This is a genomic window from Mucilaginibacter sp. UYCu711 (assembly GCF_050433825.1).
Lineage (GTDB): Bacteria > Bacteroidota > Bacteroidia > Sphingobacteriales > Sphingobacteriaceae > Mucilaginibacter.
Window position 1 is genome coordinate 284,896 of record NZ_JBNPWM010000002.1, and the last position, 18,420, is coordinate 303,315.

The following is an 18,420-nucleotide window of genomic DNA, read 5'->3' on the forward strand; positions in this document are numbered from 1 at the left end:
TTCGCCATAATAAACCACCTTATTAAGTAGTTTATATCTTTGCAGTTCTTAAAACAAGCCCTTTAATGCAGTATTTACGCTATCTTATTTTATTGGTTTCGTTAGCCATTTTAACCAAAGCCAACGCCCAAAATCCAACTCAAGCCGACTCGATAGCCAAACAAAAACTAAAGGATCACCCTAAGCGCGAGTTCAGGGGGGTATGGGTAGCAACGGTTGGTAATATAGACTGGCCCTCGCCGCGGTCAACTGTCGAGCAGCAAAAACAAAAGCTGCTGAGCATATTAGATCAGCACCAGCGTACCGGCCTTAATGCTGTAATGTTCCAGGTGCGCCCGGCTGCCGACGCGTTTTACGCAAAGGGCACCGAACCATGGTCTAAATGGTTAATGGGTAAACAGGGGCAGGTACCTAATCCGTTTTATGACCCGTTGGAATTTGCCATTACCGAAGCGCATAAACGCGGCATAGAACTGCATGCCTGGTTTAACCCTTACCGTGCAACTACTGATAATAAATATTCGGGTTTAAGCCCTGAGCATATCACCAACAAACACCCAGAGTGGTTTTTTACCTATGGTGGGCTTAAAACCTTTAACCCCGGCTTGCCCGAAGTGCGCGAATACATTGTACAGGTTATTTTGAACGTGGTTGACAATTATGATATAGACGGCGTGCACATGGATGATTATTTTTATCCGTATGCCATTGCCGGCCAAAAGATAAACGACGCCGCAGCTTACCAGCAATACGGAAGCGGGTTTTCCGATATCCGCGATTGGCGACGAGATAACGTAAACAAGTTGATAAAAATGCTGACAGATAGTATCCACAAGCATAATCCGCGAATGAAATTTGGTGTAAGTCCGTTCGGGATCTGGGCCAATAAATCGCAAAACCCAGAGGGGTCTGATACGCACGGCGGTGATACCTATTACGAACTGTATGCCGATGCGCGCAAGTGGATAAAAGAGGGCTGGGTTGATTATATTAATCCACAATTATACAGACCTATCGGAGATAGGCTGATGGCGTATGATAAACTGGTGCTATGGTGGAGCGATAATACGTATAACCGGCATTTATATATTGGCCATGCTGCCTATCGTGTAAATGAACATCAGTTACCCGCCTTTGACAAGCCAAGCGAAATGTCTGACGAAGTAAGATTATTGCGTAACAATCCAAGAGTACAGGGCAGCGTTTATTTCAGCTCGCAATCATTAACAAATAATAAACTGGGTTTTAGAGATTCATTAAGCCTTAACTATTATAAATATCCAGCACTACCGCCGGTAATGTTATGGTTAGATTCGATAGCGCCTAATGCGCCACGTAATTTGGTGGTTACTAAAATGCCTAACTCAACCCAGGTACAATTAAAGTGGGAAGCCCCGTTGCCGGCAAAAGACAAAGAACCTGTATATGGCTATGTTATTTACCGTTTTGAAGGAGAGGAAAAGATCGATATATCAACACCGGAACACATATTGCATGTACAATATGATGTTACACCGTTTTTTGTGGATAATACCGCCCAACGTAATAAAACTTACCTGTATTTGGTAACGGCTATCGACAGGATAAAAAATGAAAGCGAGCGCACACCTGCCATAGCGGTGACCGTTCAATAACATCATATTTATTATATTGCCGCCTGATTTTATAAAATGAGAGCGGTAATACAACGTGTTTCTGAAGCAAGCTGTAGGGTTGATAGCCAGGTAACCGGCGAAATAGGCCCGGGTTTCCTGGTACTGTTAGGTATTGAGGATGCCGACACAGAAGAAGACCTGCAATGGTTGGCCCGGAAAATATACGGCATGCGTGTTTTTGGGGATGAAAACGGCCTAATGAATAAAGCATTGGCTGATGTCGACGGCAGTATTTTGCTGATATCGCAGTTTACGCTATTCGCCCAAACTAAAAAAGGGAACCGGCCATCATTTATTAAAGCCGCCCGGCCGGATAACGCTATCCCCCTATATGAGCAAATGATAAAAACGCTTGACAGCCTAACCGGCAAAAAAACCGCGACAGGAATATTTGGTGCCGATATGAAGATAAGTTTGGTTAACGATGGGCCTGTTACCATCATCATGGACACTAAAGACAAAGAAAACCACTAATTATGGAGTTAGCTGAAGCACAAAAACTCGTAGACAACTGGATAAAAACAACCGGTATCCGTTATTTTAACGAGCTAACCAATACGGCTATATTAATGGAAGAGGTTGGCGAAGTTGCCCGTATTATGGCGCGGCAATACGGCGAGCAATCCTTCAAAAAATCTGATACCGAAGTTAACCTTGCCGATGAAATGGCTGATGTTTTGTTTGTGCTGATATGCCTGGCCAACCAAACGGGTATTAATCTTACCGAAGCCCTGCAAAAAAACCTGGAAAAGAAAAGCATCCGCGATGCCGACCGGCATAGGAATAATGAGAAGCTAAAGTAACAGTTACTGCAACTTAACCAGCCTATCCCCATCCAAAACAGGGATAGCGGTAGTCAGGTCAACCTTTAAACAAAACTCAATATCGGCCTCAATGCCTAATGCTTTCAGGCGCTCACTGTGCGATGTTTTTTTAAGATAGGCGTCCAGGTCGGCTTTGGCTATTTGGTAAAGGTCATTAGCGGCAATGGCGGGATCGTCAACTACAAAGCCGCTGCCTTTTAATTGCTCAACTACGGCACCTGCAAACAGGGTGTCCTCCAGGTTAAAGTTGTTTTTCCAACCCGAGCATACCAACAAGATATTTTGGTTTTGTTGCTTTAACCAGTTGCAAATGGCAGTCAGGTTTATAAAAGCGCCTATAACTATTTTCTTTGCGCTGCGCGATAGGTGCAGGGCGTGTGTACCATTGGTGGTAGTTAACACGATGGTTTTACCCGCAACTTTTTCTTTAGTGTAGGAAAATGGTGAGTTACCAAAATCAAAGCCGTCAACCACTTCGCCATTACGCTCGGCGGCTAAGAGGTAGTCCAGGCCCTTCTCGCGGTAAGCGCTGCACTCTTCAACCTGCGATACCGGGATAATAGCTTCGGCACCGTTTTCAATACCATAACAAATGGAGGTTGTAGCCCTGAAAATATCTATAACTACTACAACGTATTCTTCAACATTGTACAGCGGGATAAGCGCAGGCGTAAGGCAAACTTCTAATTTAGGTTCGCCCCCCCCGCCCCCTAACGGGGGTGCTGAATGTGTGTTGGTATGTAAAGTCATTACTATCGTCTTATTTTAAGTACCCCCTTTTGGGGGGTTAGGGGGCTATTATTTATAAAATGGTGGCTTAACTATCTTAGCCTTAATGCTGTTATCGCGGATCTTTATAAAGATCTCGGTTCCTTCTTTGGCAAACTGGGTTTTTACATAACCCATGCCTATAGCTTTTTGTAACGATGGCGATTGTGTACCCGAGGTTACTTTGCCTATGTTATTGCCTTCGGCATCAACTATCTCGTAGTCGTGGCGTGGTATACCGCGGTCTATCATTTCAAAACCAACCAGCTTTTGGCTTACACCGGCCGCTTTTTGCCCGGCTAAGGCTACCGAGTTGGTGAACTCTTTATTAAACTTGGTTACCCAGCCTAAACCGGCTTCTAATGGCGAGGTGGTATCATCAATATCATTACCATACAGGCAGAACCCCATTTCTAAACGCAGCGTATCGCGTGCGCCCAGGCCTATAGGTTTAATACCAAAGGGCTCGCCGGCTTTAAATACGGCGTTCCAGATAGCTTCGGCATGCTCATTATCTACATATAGCTCAAAGCCGCCTGCGCCGGTATAGCCGGTTGCAGATACTACAACGTTATCAATACCTGCAAATGTTCCCTTTTTAAAGGTATAATATTCCATTGATGCCAGGTCGATATCAGTAAGGCTTTGCAGGGACTCTGCTGCTTTTGGGCCTTGTACAGCTAATAACGAGGTGCGGTCTGATATATCCTTCATCGGCACGCCTTCGGTATTGAACTGGCTAATCCAGTTCCAGTCTTTTTCTATGTTCGAGGCGTTTACAACCAGCATATAGGTTTGCTCATCAATACGGTAAACCAACAGGTCATCAACAATACCGCCGGTTGTGTTGGGCAGGCATGAGTACTGCACCTTGCCGTCATATAGTTTTGAAGCGTCGTTACTGGTTACGCGTTGGATAAGGTCCAGCGCCTTATAACCTTTCAGCATGAACTCGCCCATGTGGCTTACGTCAAACACGCCTACCCCCTTGCGTACGGTTTCGTGTTCGGCGTTGATGCCGGCGTACTGTACGGGCATGTTATAACCGGCAAAGGGCACCATCTTGGCACCTGCTTTTACGTGGATTTCGCTTAAGGCTGTGTTCTTCATACAAAATTATATTTGGCACAAAAGTAATAAAAATGCAGGCAGGTTGCGTGCTATTGCGAAAGGATTTTGATTGGCACCAAATTGCGCCATTTATCGCATTAATATGCACATTTAGTTAACGTTCGTGCTACTTTGGTCCACAGTTCACGTTGCTTTAGTCACCGCTTGCATACGTGTAAGCACAACAAAACACTCATTTTTCACCACTTTTTATGCACACTCATCGTGCGTTAACAGCACGTTAAAAACAGTTAAAAAAATTAACTTAAAATGTGGTGATAAAATAGCGCCACCATTTAATTGTCGGGGGTTGCCGTAATTTGTAATCGTCGGGTAATACCGTGTCCTGTACGGCCCTTATATTAGTCCGTAATTGCCGCCTTGTTTTTCCGGAAGGTTGTTTAAATTTGGGTATGAAACAATTGACATACAAGGCCAATATTTCGGCCCCGGCTAAAATTGTATGGGACACCATGCTTGGTGCCGAAACTTATAAAGTGTGGACAGCGGTTGCCTGGCCCGATTCGCGTTACATTGGCGAGATGGGGCCAAACAACGAGATTAGGTTTGTAGCCGCCGGTGGCGCCGGCACCAGGGGCGTGATAAAAACGTACCGACCTTATGAGCTGGTAGTGTTTGAGCACCTGGTTGTTTTACTGCCCGGCGGCATCGAAGATCGTGAAAGCGATATGGCAAAAACATGGATAGGATCAATAGAGCAATACGCGTTTACAGAAAATGCCGGTGTAACTGAACTGGTGGTGACAATGACCATCAACCCGAAATGGGAAGCGATGTTTAACAACGATTGGCCAAAGGCGCTGGCGAAGTTGAAGGAGATCTGCGAAGGGTAATTAAACGTGGTTGTTAAAATTGATCATCCTCCGTTGGTCCGGATTTTTAGTCCCGGACCGCTATTAAAGTTTTGAGAGCCATCGGCTCGATCAATATTGTAGCCACGGGTTTCAACCCGTGGTGAGCAAGCCCCCAATCTTTTTGAGTGCCGTGGGCACGATACATATATGGGCCGAACCTACGGCTCTTTTACTTGTTCTGTTTCAGTTTTCACCGGGTTGAAACCCGGTGCTACAATATGAGGCGAGGCTACGCCTCTGTTGATTTAAATTTTTTGTTGGTCAGGGATTATAAACCCGGACCGCTATTACCGGGGATTTGCAATCTCCTTCCGTACTCGGATTACAAATCCGAAAACAATTAGTCCGGGATTGTAAATCCGGACTAACGCAAACACATACGTTGCAGCCGCACAGCCCAACTTGTTTTACCTGTTTTCACCCTAAGCTTTTCGGCTGACGGTTTCGGTTAGGATCAAGATTTTTCGGCTAATGGAAGAAAATTTTTGAGAGCCATCGGCTCGATCAATACTGTAGCCACGGGTTTCAACCCGTGGTGAGCAACCCCAATCTTTTCGAGTGCCTTGGGCACGATACATATATGGGCCGAACCTACGGCTCTTCGATTATTCTGTTTCGATTTTTCACCGGGTTGAAACCCGGTGCTACAATATGAGGCGAGGCTACGCCTCTGTTGATTTAATCTTTTATTGTTAATCCGGGATTGTAAATCCGAACTAACGGAAATGCGACGCTTCAATAGATTTTATAATCGAATCCACAACGATATCTTCTTTCCCTCTTTCAGGTTCCTCACAGTTATATGTTATAAACACAACCTCATTCGAGAAGTTGAATAACCAATATCGCCAGTAAATCCCACCTTCATCAACAATATTAAAATAAGGCGTTGCTATATCAACGCTTTTATAAATTTCATCTAAATGACTTTTTAATTCTTGAACAGAATCAATAAATAGCCCATCTGGAATTGTGTAGACAGAAATTTGTATTGCTCCGAAACCATCAGTCGCATTATACAATGAGGTTAAACCGTGATCGTTAGTTTCTGAAATCCAGTTCTCTGGCGCCGCCATTATGATATGAGCACTTAAATGTATTTCCTTCATTTAATCATCCCTCACAACAAGCCTTATAAAACTTAACCAAATGTTTGGTCACCAAAGTGATATCATGCTCCTTCTCGGCTAACAGGCGGGCGTTTTTGCCCAGCTGGATGCAAAATTCTTCGTCGCGGATGCAGCGTTGCATGGCCTGGTAAAACTCGTCGCGGGTGTTGGCTATCAGGATATCGTGGCCGTCTTTAAAGTTAATACCCTCGGCACCCAATGAGGTAGAGATAATGCATTTCTGCATGGCCATGCCCTCCACAATCTTAACCCGCATACCACCGCCGGATAGTAGCGGAACGATCATGATGGATTTGCTGTTCACAAACTCCAGCGCGTCGTCAACCTCGCCCTGTATAAACACCTTTCCTAATGCCTCATAATCATCAAAGCGTTCGGGGATATCGTTACCTGCAACGTAGAGCTTAACGGGCAGGTCGCCGCTGATCAGGTCGTTTATAAATGTATCTAAAAACCACTCCATGCCCTCGCGGTTCGGCAGCCAGTCTAACGATCCTAAAAAGAACAGGCTCGGGAACTCGGTTTTCTTAATATCAGGTTTGTAATGATCCAGCTTCAGGGCTATCGGCAACACGGCTATAGGCACGTTAATACCGTACTCAATCAGCGTGTCTTTATCATGTTCAGAAAATACGGTTATGGCATCAAACTTATTAAGCTGTTGCTGCTCGTAGTTTTTTATGCGGCGGGCATGCATCCGCAGGTATGATTTTTTAAATGGATCCAGCTTTTGAAGGGCCAGCCGCCACCAGATCTGGTTCTCGATATTATGCGCCCTATAGATCAGCTTGGCTTTTGAATGCTTGCGCACCGCCGGCAGGTATAATGATACAAACAACCCCTCGAACTGGATGATGTCATAATCGCTGTTACGCAGCTCGCGGATGAGTAACGTTTCAAATTCCGGATCGTAATACCTATCGACATTAAAAGATGTTTTTTTGAAGAGGTTCATGGCCACGCCCAGCACGGTAACCGTGGTATCAATATCATAAGCGCGGTAATTGATCTTACCCATCAGTTCCTCATCCGGCAGGCTGCTCTGGTAATTATGGCGCTTGGCATTAAGCGCCACCAGCGAAACATCATGACCGGTACTAACCAGGCTTTTAATGGTATTGGCTACCACTATCGCATATCCGCCATTTTGCGGGAAGGGTACACGATGGCTTAGTATAAGGATCTTCAAAATGAATTCGGTTTTTACCAAAAATACTATTCTAAGGTTAGAGTATCAAGGTGTAACCTATTCCGAATTGTAAGGGTTGAGTCATTTGGCAAGAGATAAAGGTGTTTTATTAACTTTTGGGCGTTTCCCTTCGGGGCAAGCCATGAGCGTAAGGGCCACAACGCGAAAAGTATTACAGCACCTGTATCATCACACCATCAGTTTCAAAACTTACGCTAAACGTGCGGCGATGATAGGGCGTATAGCCATGCTGCAAAATAGACTTGCGATGTTTTAATGTGCCGTAGCCTTTATTGGAATGCCAGTCGTATTCCGGGTGCTCGGCCGCTATCTGCTTCATGTAATCGTCGCGATAGGTTTTGGCAAGGATAGACGCGGCTGCTATACTCAAGTACTTGCTGTCGCCTTTAACTACACAGGCATGCGGTATGGTGGGATGTTTGTTAAAGCGGTTACCGTCGATAATTAAAAACTGCGGGGTTAGATGCAGTTTTTCGATAGCACGGTGCATAGCCAGGAACGAGGCGTTCAGAATATTGATATCGTCTATTTCCAGGCTGTCGCATGACGCAACGGCATAGGCAATAGCTTTTTGTTCGATCTCGGTGCGCAGCGTGTTGCGTAACGGCTCGGGGATAAGTTTAGAGTCGTTTAACAGTTCGTGTTCAAAATCATGTGGCAAAATAACGGCAGCGGCAAATACGGGCCCTGCCAGGCAACCGCGACCGGCTTCGTCGCAGCCTGCTTCAATAAATTCGTGCTGGTATCTGGCTAATAACATTTGACCTTAAACGTGTAATACAAAATTATTATTTTAAAGGGAGGCGTTTTTAGGGAGTTATCAACAAAAGCGTTTATTTACTCAGCCATTTCAATATTTTGCTATTGTAATCCTGCTGACTTGTTTTATCAGCATCGGGCTTATTTAAATAATGATCGCAACCCACACATGGTTCGTAGGTTAAATTTTTCTTTCCAAGCCTGATAAAGTCAAGCTGAACATAATCAAGCCCGTAAATAGGCGAGCTTTCATCAGCGGTAGCCACGATCATATAAATTGGAATATTAAGCATCCGCAATTTTTCAAACGGGGGATTGAGCCCAAAACTGGCCCATCTTTTATAGGTATGACCGCCATATTGCAGGTGGGTACTGCCAGGATTTGCGTAAATATCTTTTATCCTTTTTAACTCAACATCGATACTGTCCTGAGCTTGTTGTTGGGTAACTTTGCCTTTTGCTGCTTTTACGCGCCAAGCCATTATTCCATCATAAAATTGGTTTAAACCACTACCAACCACGGCTATCACGTGTGTTATCCGCTTATCGGCTACCGCTAAAGATGGTACCACCTGGCCACCCTCAGAATAGCCATAAGCTGCAATTTTTGTTCCGTCCCAATAGCCCTGTTTAATAAGGTAAGTTATCACCTTCTTTGTAGCGGCAACGCGCCAGTTTAAGCTAAGCTGCCTGGTGTACCCGGCCGAGTATTTATAGTTGGCAATAAGCTGATGCGCGTCGAAATGTTTAGCATCCTCGTTGGTTTTGATCGTATCGCAAAATGGGGTACCCGGTTTCCCTAAAATAATATAATGGAAATCTTTTTGGATGACTGCCTTCAGCTGCTCGTTTAATGTATTGTATATACTGCCAAATCCTTTGCCTTTGATAAAGATACATAGTGGTAAACCGCCACTTCCGTTAACTTCAATAAAAAAAGGCTGTTTCTTTTTAATGTTTATGGTATCTACATAAAATCTAATCAACCCCAGTTTGGCATCCTTCAAGGTAAATTCCTTTAAACCATGATCCGCAGGTTTTACGGGCTGCGCCTTAAGGGCTATTGAAGTGGTAATTAAGACTAAACTTAAAAGCGATATTACTCTCAGGTAAGACATTATTGTATTTAATTTACTACAAGACAACACTTTTGATAAATATGTTACAGCAAACTTACTGCTCACACAATTACTCGTCTTCGCAGCGAAACCCCTCCCAATCAGAACCCTCTCCAAAGGAGAGGGCAGGGGTGAGGCTCTAAAATATCCGCAGCGTCAGTATCGTGATGTCATCAATAGGCTTACCTTTTATGCCGATGTTTAAATGGTCCATTAGCAACTGGTTAAAAGCATCGGGCGAGAGCTCACCATTGGCTAATACAAAATCCATCAACTCTTCTTCGTTCCAAACCTTATCGCCATTAGGCTCAAAATCAAGCAGGCCATCGGTATAGTTAACCAATAAGCTGCCGGGTTCGATATCTATCTCGCCCTCGTTTAAAAACGGCAACTGCTCAAACGCGCCAATCATGGTGGTGCCCAGTTTAAGGGTTATGGCTTCGCCCTCCGAGTATAGGATGGTGGCGTTATGCCCGGCGTTTATGTAGTTAAGCTTGCGGGTTTGCTCGTTGTATTTGGCAATAAACAGGGTGATAAACCGCTCGCCCTGGGTGTTTGATACTACTTTTTGATTAAGGCGATCGATGATATTGGTCAGGTCATCCTCCACCGCCGACCAGGCATGCAGGCTTGCCTGGAAGTTAGCCATGAGCAAGGCTGCCGATACGCCCTTGCCCGATACGTCGGCAATGCACCATAAAAATTCATGGTCATTAAGGCGGATAAAATCATAATAATCGCCGCCGATGTTTTGGTGGGGCAGGTATTTGGCGCCTATCTCCACGCTTTCATCTTTGTGCATCCGCAGCGGGATCAGCATATTCTGTACCTCGGCGGCCAGCTCCATCTCGCGCTGTAAACGCTCGGACTGCAGCCTTTCGCGGAAAAGCTTTTTATTCTCCAATGCTACCACCACCACGTTTATCATAGTTTGGATAAAGTTAAGGTCGTTGTTCAGCATCTCGCCCGAGGTGTTGAAATTGCCTATCAGCGCAAAAGCCAGCGCCTTGCTTTTATGGTATATGGGGATAAAGTAATCGTACTTTTTAAGGGTAGGGTTGGTGTTGCCGGCTAACGATTCGGGCGACCTTACCTTGCTTAAGGTAGCGCAGGCCTTATTTAACACGCCTATCGTCTCTATCTCGCCGCCGTATTTTGAGATACAGGCATAGGTGCCATCCTTCTCAATTAGAAAGCGGAAAGTGCCCACTTGCAGATAGTTCTGCAAAATTACTTCAAGCATCTGTATCAAAACCGGGGTAGCGGCATTTTTATTGATAGCACGGGTCACCTCTAATAAAGAGTTTAACTCGGACTGTCTTTTTAACAGTAACCTGATTAATTCGTCCTCTCCGGAGGACTGGCCAGTATTTTGCATATTGGTTCTCGGAGTGACTAAATTATGCAAAAAATATAATTTAAATACGTGTGCTTGCCGATTTAATATCAAAAGCGTCTCTCAGGCCTACCGTTACAAGGTTAAATGCATACACAATCAGCATGATAGCCAGGCCCGGTATTATAGATAAATATGCCGAATCCATGATGATATAGCCATAATGTTCCTTGATCATGCTGCCCCAGGTAGGCATTGGCGGCTGGGCGCCAAATCCAAGGAAACTTAACCCTGCTTCTAACAGTATCGCGGCAGCAAAATTTGATGAAGCCATAACCAAAATGGGCCCGGCTATATTGGGCAAAATATGCCTGCGGATAATGCGGAGATTGTTATAACCCAATGAGCGGGCAGCCTCAATATATTCGGTTTGTTTAATGCTGAGCACCTGGCCGCGCACCAAACGGGCAACCTCAACCCACATAGAAATACCAACGGCGATAAAGATCTGCCATAAACCTTTACCCAAGGCAAAGGATATGGCTATAACCAACAGTAGTGAAGGTAATGCCCAAAGAATATTCATGAGCCAGCTTAACGACGCATCAATCCAGCCGCCAAAATACCCGGCTACAGCGCCAATGGTAACGCCTGTTAATAAACTGATGATAACGGCCATTAACCCTACCGATAACGAAATGCGGGCACCTAATATCAAACGGCTCAGCATATCGCGGCCATATACATCGCTACCCAGCAAAAATGTACGGTAAGTGATGTAGGCTGACGGGCCCCGGGCAATTATATTGGCGGGTAGTTGATAGGTCTTTTTTTCGGGCTTATCTTCATCGCCTATATATTCATCTGCAGTAATGGTATTTCCGGTTAGTTTATAGCCGGTGATGGGTATTTCGCGGTAAAAATCGGGCTGGCCGTAAAGCATTTTGGTAAACAGGTTTACGGTATCAACAGGTTCGGTCTTTTTTAAGCGCAGCATCATAAACCGGGTGCCGGGTTTTTTAATACTGAGCTGGATGGTTTGGTTATTGGCAAGCGGGGTGGAGTCGGGCATGATCAAATAGCCCAATATGGCTACCATTACCGAAAATATAATGAACAGCAGCCCCGCAACAGCAAACTTGTTGCGTTTAAAAGCTTTCCAGGTGCGTTGTGCGGGTGTTAGTTCTGCCAAGAGTTATAGTTCCGTTTTGCTAAATATCGTTTAATTTGGGTGGATTGACAATGTTGGTTCAGACAATTATTTAACCATCCGGCCTTTCCAGTGATATTTACGTGTAGTACCCATTAGGGCCAGGTAAGCCAGGTAAATGATGTGCACAGGCGCTACTATTATCAGCAACAATAAAAGCTGTCTGCGCTTAAAAAACGAACAGACAAATGCAAGGTATACCAACTCTACCAAATATTTTAACCCGAACTGGAAAAGGAAGATCTTAAAGAAAGCAATATTAAAAAGGCCCAGTGCCACGTTAACCAGCATGGTCATGTTAAAAAGCCACATAAATATGGTAAGGGCTATAATTTTTTTGTCCTTGTATTTGGTTGATTTTGAGGCCCAGCGCCGGCGCTGCTGCAAAAACTCTTTTAAATTGTATTTGGCATGGGTATAAACAATGGCATCGCGCAGCTTTAAAAAGCCGATCTTTCCCGGGAAGCGCTCGGCTACTTTTTGTAATAACAACTCGTCATCGCCTGATGCTAATTCATCAATGCCGGTAAACCCGCCTACTTCATAAAATACATCCTTACGGTAAGCAAAATTGGCCCCGTTACAGGTTGATGCCCAATTATGCCCTATAAATGCGGCGCCAACGCCTATCAGGAACGAAAACTCCAGCGTTTGCATCCGCTCGAACAAACTTTTTTCCTCGAAAAAATTTACCGGCGATGAGATCATCACCACGTCATTAGCCTCGTAATACCCAACTATAGATGACAGCCATTTTGTGCCCATGCGGCAATCGGCATCAGTAGCTACCATTAAATCGCCGGTAGAAATACCGATGGCTTTGGCGATAGCTTTTTTCTTGTAGGAGTTTAGCGGTTGTGCTTCATTAAGTTGTAATAGTTTGACCCCGCGGTCGGCATAGCTGCTGATTATCTCGCTGCTACGGTCGGTAGAGTGGTCATCTACAATAATAATTTCGGTAAGGTGTTTGGGGTAATCCTGCGCCAGGATATCCTCTATAGTATAATGGATGCGTTCCTGTTCGTTACGGGCGGCCACCATTACGGTTACTTTGGTGATGTAGCCATCGGTGTTAATTTGGGGTCGCTTAAGGTTGGTCCACCCTTTTATAAAGTATAGCACCAGCAATAAGTAACCTGCTGTAAAGATTGAACAAATTATACTATACGCTACGATCAAAGAATTTAAGTTTAAATATAAACACCGACCCTAAAATAGCGGGAATAATCAAGTTAATGAGCCAAATAGAGCTAAATGCTGCAATTATGGCTATTTGCTGATCTGTTACGTAAGCAAAAACAGTAGCCGCCGCCGTTGCGCGCACGGGCACATCTAACAGATCAAGCGATGGTAATGCTGATTGTATAAAAAACACTATAAACACCAGTAATATCACATCGATGAAAGGTATCGTTGGTATAAGCAGGTGAATAACAAGATAATATTGAAATGAGAAAATAGAGAAGCGTGTTATACAAAAATACATGATGTTCACCATTTCTTTAAACCCATACTCGCCCATGATATCAAAAAAGCGGTGATATTTACGTAAAAATGAAATGTTGTTTAACCAACGCACTATCCATTTAATATTAAAAAATGCTATAATGAACAGGCTGGCAAATGCCAACCCTAATATGGTTATTAATGCCAGTAGCCAACCATTTAAATGCAAAAAAGTAAAGCAAAACCAAATCAAGGCAAACGCGCCCAAAACATTTGTTAGTACGTTTTGACCAAAGCCGGCTACTGCCATAACAAACACCCCGTGAATGCGTTTGCGAGGCGGTAAAAACATTACACGGCCGCCATATTCGCCAATGCGGTTAGGCGTAAATATGGCCCAGGTGAGCCCGCAAAAAACCCCCTCAATACTTTCCCACAGGCTGATCTTAACTAATTTTTGTGTTACGTGCTGCCACTTTAAACATTCTGTAAGCCAGTTGGACAGCATAAGCGCAAAGATCGAAACCATTACTACAATTACCTGTGTGCGGTTTAGGCGGTCAAGCGCCTCTTCAAACTGACGTATGTTGTTGCCTTTTATTATATATTGGTGGTATATAAAGAAAAAAGCCAATACCAGTATAGTGGCTTTAAGCAGGTAGGATAAGAGTTTTTTATAAGTAGTAGTCAACAGCAAAAATTTATGCAATGTTACGAAAAATGCTGTAAGCAGTAATTGCGTAAGTACAAATACAAAAAATGCCGCTGTTTGTTTGGTGTTTTAATTTTTTTGCGCCACCAGTATATAATGGTTGAAGAAAAATTCTTTTTTAATAAGCTCTTTTTGTAGTATGGTGCACCCCAGTGTAGTAAGCATTGCTTCGTATTCAGGAAGATCATATTGATGTGGGTGCAAAATATCCGCGGGCTGCATCCTGAAAAAATATTTAAAAAACTGACGGTTGTGCGCGTCTATAGAAACTATAATGCGGCCACCCGGCTTAGCTTGATTGTAAAGTTTTAAAAAAGCTTCCTCCAATTGCGATACGTGATTAATTGCATTCATGCAAAATATCATGTCAAATAGGGTGTTGCTATTAAAGTTCTCCAATGTTTCGGTAACAAAATTAACCGCAGGATACATCTCCTTTTTAAAATGTGGAAGTGTTTGATGGTAAGTGTCAAGTAACGGATCGAAGGCTGTAATTTTATAACCGGGCAGGGCAATAAAAACACCTGCAGGGCCGCAACCAGCATCAAGCACATCCTGGCCCGCCTGCATGCCAAGGTTTTTGTTAATTAAATTTAAGGTGTTGTCCCAGTAGCCTCTTTTCCATTTAAGGTAGGTGCTAACATCTTTACGGTGTAAATATTTTTTCCACCACCGGGCCTCAAATGATTGTGCAACACGCCAGCGCAGGGTTTTTTTCATGAATAGGGTTTAATGTAAACGAAAAGCGAAATTACAGTTTTTAGGTTAGTAATGATATCTGCATTGAAAAATAACAACTGTATCATTATCGATCTTGTAAACTATTCGATGTTCAAGATTAATTCTGCGAGACCAATAGCCGGCAAAGTTATGACGTAATGGCTCTGGTTTGCCACTACCTTCAAATGGAGTGCGTTCTATCTCTTTAATTAATGCATTGATTTTTTTAAGCAATGCTTTATCAGTGCTCTGCCAATATAAATAATCCTCCCACCCCTGGTCAAGAAAAACAATCTTCATTCTTCAATAAGGCTTCTTTCCAGGCCCAATCCTTTTTCATAATCTTCAATGCTTTTTAACAGGCGGGTAGCATTAGCAGGGCTTTTAAGCAAATAAAAAGTCTCTTCCATACTTTCGTAATCAGACTTTGAAATCACAACAACGTCCTCGCCATTGGCGCTGGTAACAAAAAGTGGCGTATGGTTATTACGTACTTTATCTAAGTAAGACTTTAGTTGTTGCCTGAAAGATGTGTAAGTAGTAACCAGCATAATATCTATTTATTTTAATAAAGGTAAATAAGATTTTTTACATGTACAACTTTACGTACAGGTATTTTACAACCCCATCTCCTTCTTCAAAAACTGCCCGGTAAAGCTATTTTTAACCTTACACAAACCTTCCGGTGTACCAGAGAAAAGAATGTTTCCACCGCCCGAACCACCCTCAGGGCCAAGGTCTATCACGTGGTCAACCACCTTAATTACATCCAGATTATGCTCGATAACTAATACGGTATTGCCTTTATCAACCAATTGATATAGCACACCTAATAATACGTTAATATCCTCGAAATGCAGGCCTGTTGTCGGCTCATCCAATATATAGAAGGTATTGCCGGTATCTTTTTTAGAAAGCTCGGTAGCCAGCTTAACCCGCTGGGCCTCGCCGCCCGACAGGGTGGTTGACGATTGCCCCAAACGGATATACCCCAAGCCAACATCCAGCAGCGTTTTTACTTTACGGTAGATAGACGGGATATGCTCAAAAAACGGAACGGCATCCTCAATGCTCATGTCCAGCACATCGCTTATTGATTTGCCTTTGTAGCGTACCTCTAAAGTCTCGCGGTTATAGCGCCTGCCGCCGCACTCTTCGCAGGGCACCTGTACGTCGGGCAGGAAGTTCATTTCAATAACCTTCATTCCTGCACCCTGACAGGTTTCGCAACGGCCGCCTTTAACGTTAAACGAGAATCGGCCCGGCTTATAACCACGGATGCGTGACTCTGGCAATGCCACATATAAATTACGGATATCAGAAAACACGCCGGTATACGTTGCCGGGTTCGACCGTGGTGTGCGACCTATGGCGGTTTGGTCTATCTCTATTACTTTATCAATGTTTTCTAAACCTTCAATCTTCTCATAAGGCAGCGGGTGTTTCTTGGCCCTGAAAAAATGATGGTTTAATATAGGATACAAGGTCTCTGTTATTAAGCTTGATTTACCACTGCCGGATACCCCGGTAATGCCTATCAGCTTACCTAACGGGAACTCAACACTCACTTTCTTTAAATTATGGCCGGTAGCTTTTTTAAGCGATAATGTTTTACCATTACCCTCGCGGCGCTTCTTCGGGATCGCAATTTCGCGCTCGCCGTTAATGTATGATGTGGTAAGGGTATGTTGCAGCATTAACTCGGCAGGAGTGCCCTGCGCCACTACCTGGCCGCCGTGTACACCGGCTGCCGGGCCCATATCAATAACATGGTCGGCCTCCAGTATCATGTCCTTATCATGCTCAACCACTAATACAGTGTTACCCAGGTCGCGCAGGTTTTTGAGGGCATTTATCAGGCGCTCGTTATCACGCTGATGCAGGCCTATACTCGGCTCGTCTAAAATGTACATTACGTTCATTAATTGCGAACCTATCTGCGTAGCTAAACGAATGCGTTGCGCCTCACCACCGGATAGGGTTTTGGCTGTGCGATCAAGCGTTAAATAGCTTAAGCCCACATCCATCAAAAACACAATACGGGCACGGATCTCTTTTAAAATTTCTTTGGCGATGACGTTCTGGCGATCACTCAAACGACCCTCCAAACCCTCAAACCAATCCTGCAGGGTATTGATATCCATTATGGCCAGTTCGAAGATATTTTTACCATCGACTTTAAAATGCAATGATTCCTTTTTCAACCGTGCGCCATCACAGGTAGGGCAGGTTTTAAGCACGCGATAGTTTTCCATATCGTCCATGCCTTCATCGCCGCGGCGTTCCTGCTGCTCTTCCAGCATCCGGATAATCCCGTCAAAGGTGATCTGGTAGCTCTGCACGTTCCATTTGTTATACTCGACAGAAACCGTCACCATTTCGTTGGTGCCGTTAAGGATGATATCCAGCTTGTCTTTCTCCAGTTTTTCAATTGGTGTCGATAACGAAAAATCAAACTTTTTGGCCAGGGCCTTTAATACCTGGAAGATCCACGTTTCGCGGAATTCGCCCAAAGGCGCAAGTCCTCCGGCAAGGATGCTTAGTTTTGGGTTAGGGATAACTGAAGCCTCATCAACCTCAAAAATATAACCCAGGCCGTTACATTTTTCGCAGGCGCCGTAGGGCGAGTTAAACGAAAACGTATTTGGCTGCGGCTCGTCGTACGAGATCCCCGAAACCGGGTCCATTAAATATTTACTGAAGTAGGCTACGTTATTATCTTTATCGCCTATGCGGATAATGCCTTTGGCGATCTTTAACGCGGCTTGTATAGAAGTGTATAAACGTTTGCTATCAGCCTCGCTTACAACCAGGCGATCAACAACAATATCAATATCATGAATTTTATAACGGTCCAGCTGCATTTTTGGCTCCACATCGGCAATGGCGCCATCAATCCAAACTTTTAAATAACCCTGCTTGCGTATCTGCTCGAACAACTCGCGGTAATGGCCCTTACGTGCTTTAACAACCGGTGTAAGTATGTTTACCGGCTGCCCGTCAAACCGCTCGAAGATGGTTTTCAGGATCTGGTCCTCGCTCATGCGCTCCATTTTCTCGCCGCTTACGTAGCTGTAGGCTTCGCCTGTACGGGCAAAAAGCAACCGCATAAAATCATAGATCTCGGTAATGGTACCAACGGTCGACCGGGGATTTTTACTGGTGGTTTTTTGTTCTATGGCGATAACCGGGCTCAGCCCCGATACCTTATCCACATCGGGCCGCTCCATACCGCCCATAAACTGGCGCGAGTAGGCCGAAAATGTTTCCATATAACGGCGCTGCCCTTCGGCATAAATAGTATCAAATGCTAAAGATGATTTACCGCTGCCGCTTAAACCGGTAATAACAACCAGCTGGTTGCGCGGGAAAGAAACATCAATGTTTTTTAAATTATGTACCCGTGCGCCGTAAACTTCAACTTCGCTTTGCTCGCCCAGGTCTATATGTTTTTCGCTCATGGATTTAATTATAGACTTACTGAATTATTGATTTATTGAATTGGCCTTTAATCATTTAATTCAATAATTCAGCTATTCAATAATTC

Annotated in this window: 18 protein-coding genes; 4 read left to right on the top strand and 14 right to left on the bottom strand. The window is 44.2% G+C overall.

Annotated features, from left to right (window positions below; all coding sequences use genetic code 11):
• The first annotated feature begins 65 nt into the window (after positions 1-65).
• From ABIB50_RS05335 to ABIB50_RS05345, 3 genes are read left to right on the top strand one after another with little or no spacing between them, the layout of a single operon-like run.
• Positions 66-1,634 carry a glycoside hydrolase family 10 protein gene (locus tag ABIB50_RS05335; protein ID WP_429377888.1) on the top strand — a complete coding sequence of 523 codons (1,569 nt, stop codon included), beginning with the start codon at positions 66-68 and terminating at the stop codon, positions 1,632-1,634.
• Between the two features lie 36 nt (positions 1,635-1,670).
• Complete coding sequence (dtd, locus tag ABIB50_RS05340; RefSeq protein ID WP_429377890.1) at positions 1,671-2,129, top strand: D-aminoacyl-tRNA deacylase; 459 nt, start codon at positions 1,671-1,673, stop codon at positions 2,127-2,129.
• Positions 2,130-2,131: 2 nt separating this feature from the next.
• The gene (locus tag ABIB50_RS05345; protein WP_429377891.1) at positions 2,132-2,458 is read left to right on the top strand and encodes a nucleotide pyrophosphohydrolase; all 327 of its coding nucleotides are present in this window, start codon (positions 2,132-2,134) and stop codon (positions 2,456-2,458) included.
• 3 nt (positions 2,459-2,461) lie between these two features.
• Here ABIB50_RS05345 and ABIB50_RS05350 read toward each other — a convergent pair whose 3' ends face one another.
• Both ABIB50_RS05350 and gcvT read right to left on the bottom strand, forming a co-directional pair.
• Entirely contained in the window at positions 2,462-3,229 is a 768-nt protein-coding gene (locus ABIB50_RS05350) for a 2-phosphosulfolactate phosphatase (RefSeq protein ID WP_429377893.1), read from the bottom strand.
• 48 nt (positions 3,230-3,277) lie between these two features.
• Positions 3,278-4,357: a glycine cleavage system aminomethyltransferase GcvT gene (gcvT, locus tag ABIB50_RS05355; protein ID WP_429377894.1), complete on the bottom strand. Its 1,080-nt coding sequence runs from the start codon at positions 4,355-4,357 to the stop codon at positions 3,278-3,280.
• Positions 4,358-4,770: 413 nt separating this feature from the next.
• Here gcvT and ABIB50_RS05360 point away from each other — a divergent pair, with 413 nt between their 5' ends.
• The gene (locus ABIB50_RS05360) at positions 4,771-5,211 is read left to right on the top strand and encodes an SRPBCC family protein (protein ID WP_429377896.1); all 441 of its coding nucleotides are present in this window, start codon (positions 4,771-4,773) and stop codon (positions 5,209-5,211) included.
• Positions 5,212-5,948: 737 nt separating this feature from the next.
• Here ABIB50_RS05360 and ABIB50_RS05365 read toward each other — a convergent pair.
• The 12 genes from ABIB50_RS05365 to uvrA form a co-directional block, all read right to left on the bottom strand.
• Positions 5,949-6,308, bottom strand: coding sequence for a hypothetical protein (locus tag ABIB50_RS05365; RefSeq protein WP_429377898.1), 360 nt, complete (start codon positions 6,306-6,308; stop codon positions 5,949-5,951).
• 37 nt (positions 6,309-6,345) lie between these two features.
• Positions 6,346-7,551, bottom strand: a complete 1,206-nt coding sequence (locus ABIB50_RS05370; RefSeq protein WP_429377900.1) for a glycosyltransferase family 4 protein — start codon at positions 7,549-7,551, stop codon at positions 6,346-6,348.
• A gap of 172 nt (positions 7,552-7,723) precedes the next feature.
• Positions 7,724-8,332, bottom strand: a complete 609-nt coding sequence (locus ABIB50_RS05375) for a ribonuclease HII (RefSeq protein ID WP_429377902.1) — start codon at positions 8,330-8,332, stop codon at positions 7,724-7,726.
• 73 nt (positions 8,333-8,405) lie between these two features.
• Positions 8,406-9,449 (bottom strand): alpha/beta hydrolase family protein, encoded by a 1,044-nt coding sequence (locus ABIB50_RS05380; RefSeq protein ID WP_429377904.1) that lies wholly within the window; start codon positions 9,447-9,449, stop codon positions 8,406-8,408.
• Between the two features lie 139 nt (positions 9,450-9,588).
• The gene (locus tag ABIB50_RS05385; protein ID WP_429377905.1) at positions 9,589-10,827 is read right to left on the bottom strand and encodes a PP2C family protein-serine/threonine phosphatase; all 1,239 of its coding nucleotides are present in this window, start codon (positions 10,825-10,827) and stop codon (positions 9,589-9,591) included.
• A 40-nt stretch (positions 10,828-10,867) separates the two neighbouring features.
• On the bottom strand, positions 10,868-11,977 hold the full coding sequence (locus ABIB50_RS05390; protein WP_429377906.1) for an ABC transporter permease: 1,110 nt from the start codon (positions 11,975-11,977) through the stop codon (positions 10,868-10,870).
• 66 nt (positions 11,978-12,043) lie between these two features.
• Positions 12,044-13,174 carry a glycosyltransferase gene (locus tag ABIB50_RS05395; protein WP_429377907.1) on the bottom strand — a complete coding sequence of 377 codons (1,131 nt, stop codon included), beginning with the start codon at positions 13,172-13,174 and terminating at the stop codon, positions 12,044-12,046.
• Complete coding sequence (locus ABIB50_RS05400) at positions 13,158-14,132, bottom strand: hypothetical protein (protein WP_429377909.1); 975 nt, start codon at positions 14,130-14,132, stop codon at positions 13,158-13,160. The genes ABIB50_RS05395 and ABIB50_RS05400 overlap by 17 nt, the downstream gene beginning before the upstream one ends.
• A gap of 90 nt (positions 14,133-14,222) precedes the next feature.
• Entirely contained in the window at positions 14,223-14,873 is a 651-nt protein-coding gene (locus ABIB50_RS05405) for a class I SAM-dependent methyltransferase (RefSeq protein ID WP_429377910.1), read from the bottom strand.
• Positions 14,874-14,918: 45 nt separating this feature from the next.
• Positions 14,919-15,173, bottom strand: a complete 255-nt coding sequence (locus ABIB50_RS05410; protein ID WP_429377912.1) for a Txe/YoeB family addiction module toxin — start codon at positions 15,171-15,173, stop codon at positions 14,919-14,921.
• Positions 15,170-15,424, bottom strand: a complete 255-nt coding sequence (locus ABIB50_RS05415) for a type II toxin-antitoxin system Phd/YefM family antitoxin (protein ID WP_429377913.1) — start codon at positions 15,422-15,424, stop codon at positions 15,170-15,172. The genes ABIB50_RS05410 and ABIB50_RS05415 overlap by 4 nt, the downstream gene beginning before the upstream one ends.
• 66 nt (positions 15,425-15,490) lie before the next feature.
• Positions 15,491-18,334 (bottom strand): excinuclease ABC subunit UvrA, encoded by a 2,844-nt coding sequence (uvrA, locus tag ABIB50_RS05420; protein WP_429377915.1) that lies wholly within the window; start codon positions 18,332-18,334, stop codon positions 15,491-15,493.
• Positions 18,335-18,420: the final 86 nt, after the last annotated feature.

Excerpts from the sequence above, each read along its gene's own strand:
- ABIB50_RS05335 (WP_429377888.1), top strand. The coding sequence starts at position 66 with ATGCAGTATTTACGCTATCTTATTTTATTGGTTTCGTTAGCCATTTTA.
- ABIB50_RS05385 (WP_429377905.1), bottom strand. The coding sequence starts at position 10,827 with ATGCAAAATACTGGCCAGTCCTCCGGAGAGGACGAATTAATCAGGTTA.
- dtd (WP_429377890.1), top strand. The coding sequence starts at position 1,671 with ATGAGAGCGGTAATACAACGTGTTTCTGAAGCAAGCTGTAGGGTTGAT.
- uvrA (WP_429377915.1), bottom strand. The coding sequence starts at position 18,334 with ATGAGCGAAAAACATATAGACCTGGGCGAGCAAAGCGAAGTTGAAGTT.
- ABIB50_RS05405 (WP_429377910.1), bottom strand. The coding sequence starts at position 14,873 with ATGAAAAAAACCCTGCGCTGGCGTGTTGCACAATCATTTGAGGCCCGG.
- ABIB50_RS05360 (WP_429377896.1), top strand. The coding sequence starts at position 4,771 with ATGAAACAATTGACATACAAGGCCAATATTTCGGCCCCGGCTAAAATT.
- ABIB50_RS05375 (WP_429377902.1), bottom strand. The coding sequence starts at position 8,332 with ATGTTATTAGCCAGATACCAGCACGAATTTATTGAAGCAGGCTGCGAC.
- ABIB50_RS05410 (WP_429377912.1), bottom strand. The coding sequence starts at position 15,173 with ATGAAGATTGTTTTTCTTGACCAGGGGTGGGAGGATTATTTATATTGG.
- gcvT (WP_429377894.1), bottom strand. The coding sequence starts at position 4,357 with ATGAAGAACACAGCCTTAAGCGAAATCCACGTAAAAGCAGGTGCCAAG.
- ABIB50_RS05350 (WP_429377893.1), bottom strand. The coding sequence starts at position 3,229 with ATGACTTTACATACCAACACACATTCAGCACCCCCGTTAGGGGGCGGG.
- ABIB50_RS05365 (WP_429377898.1), bottom strand. The coding sequence starts at position 6,308 with ATGGCGGCGCCAGAGAACTGGATTTCAGAAACTAACGATCACGGTTTA.
- ABIB50_RS05345 (WP_429377891.1), top strand. The coding sequence starts at position 2,132 with ATGGAGTTAGCTGAAGCACAAAAACTCGTAGACAACTGGATAAAAACA.
- ABIB50_RS05380 (WP_429377904.1), bottom strand. The coding sequence starts at position 9,449 with ATGTCTTACCTGAGAGTAATATCGCTTTTAAGTTTAGTCTTAATTACC.
- ABIB50_RS05415 (WP_429377913.1), bottom strand. The coding sequence starts at position 15,424 with ATGCTGGTTACTACTTACACATCTTTCAGGCAACAACTAAAGTCTTAC.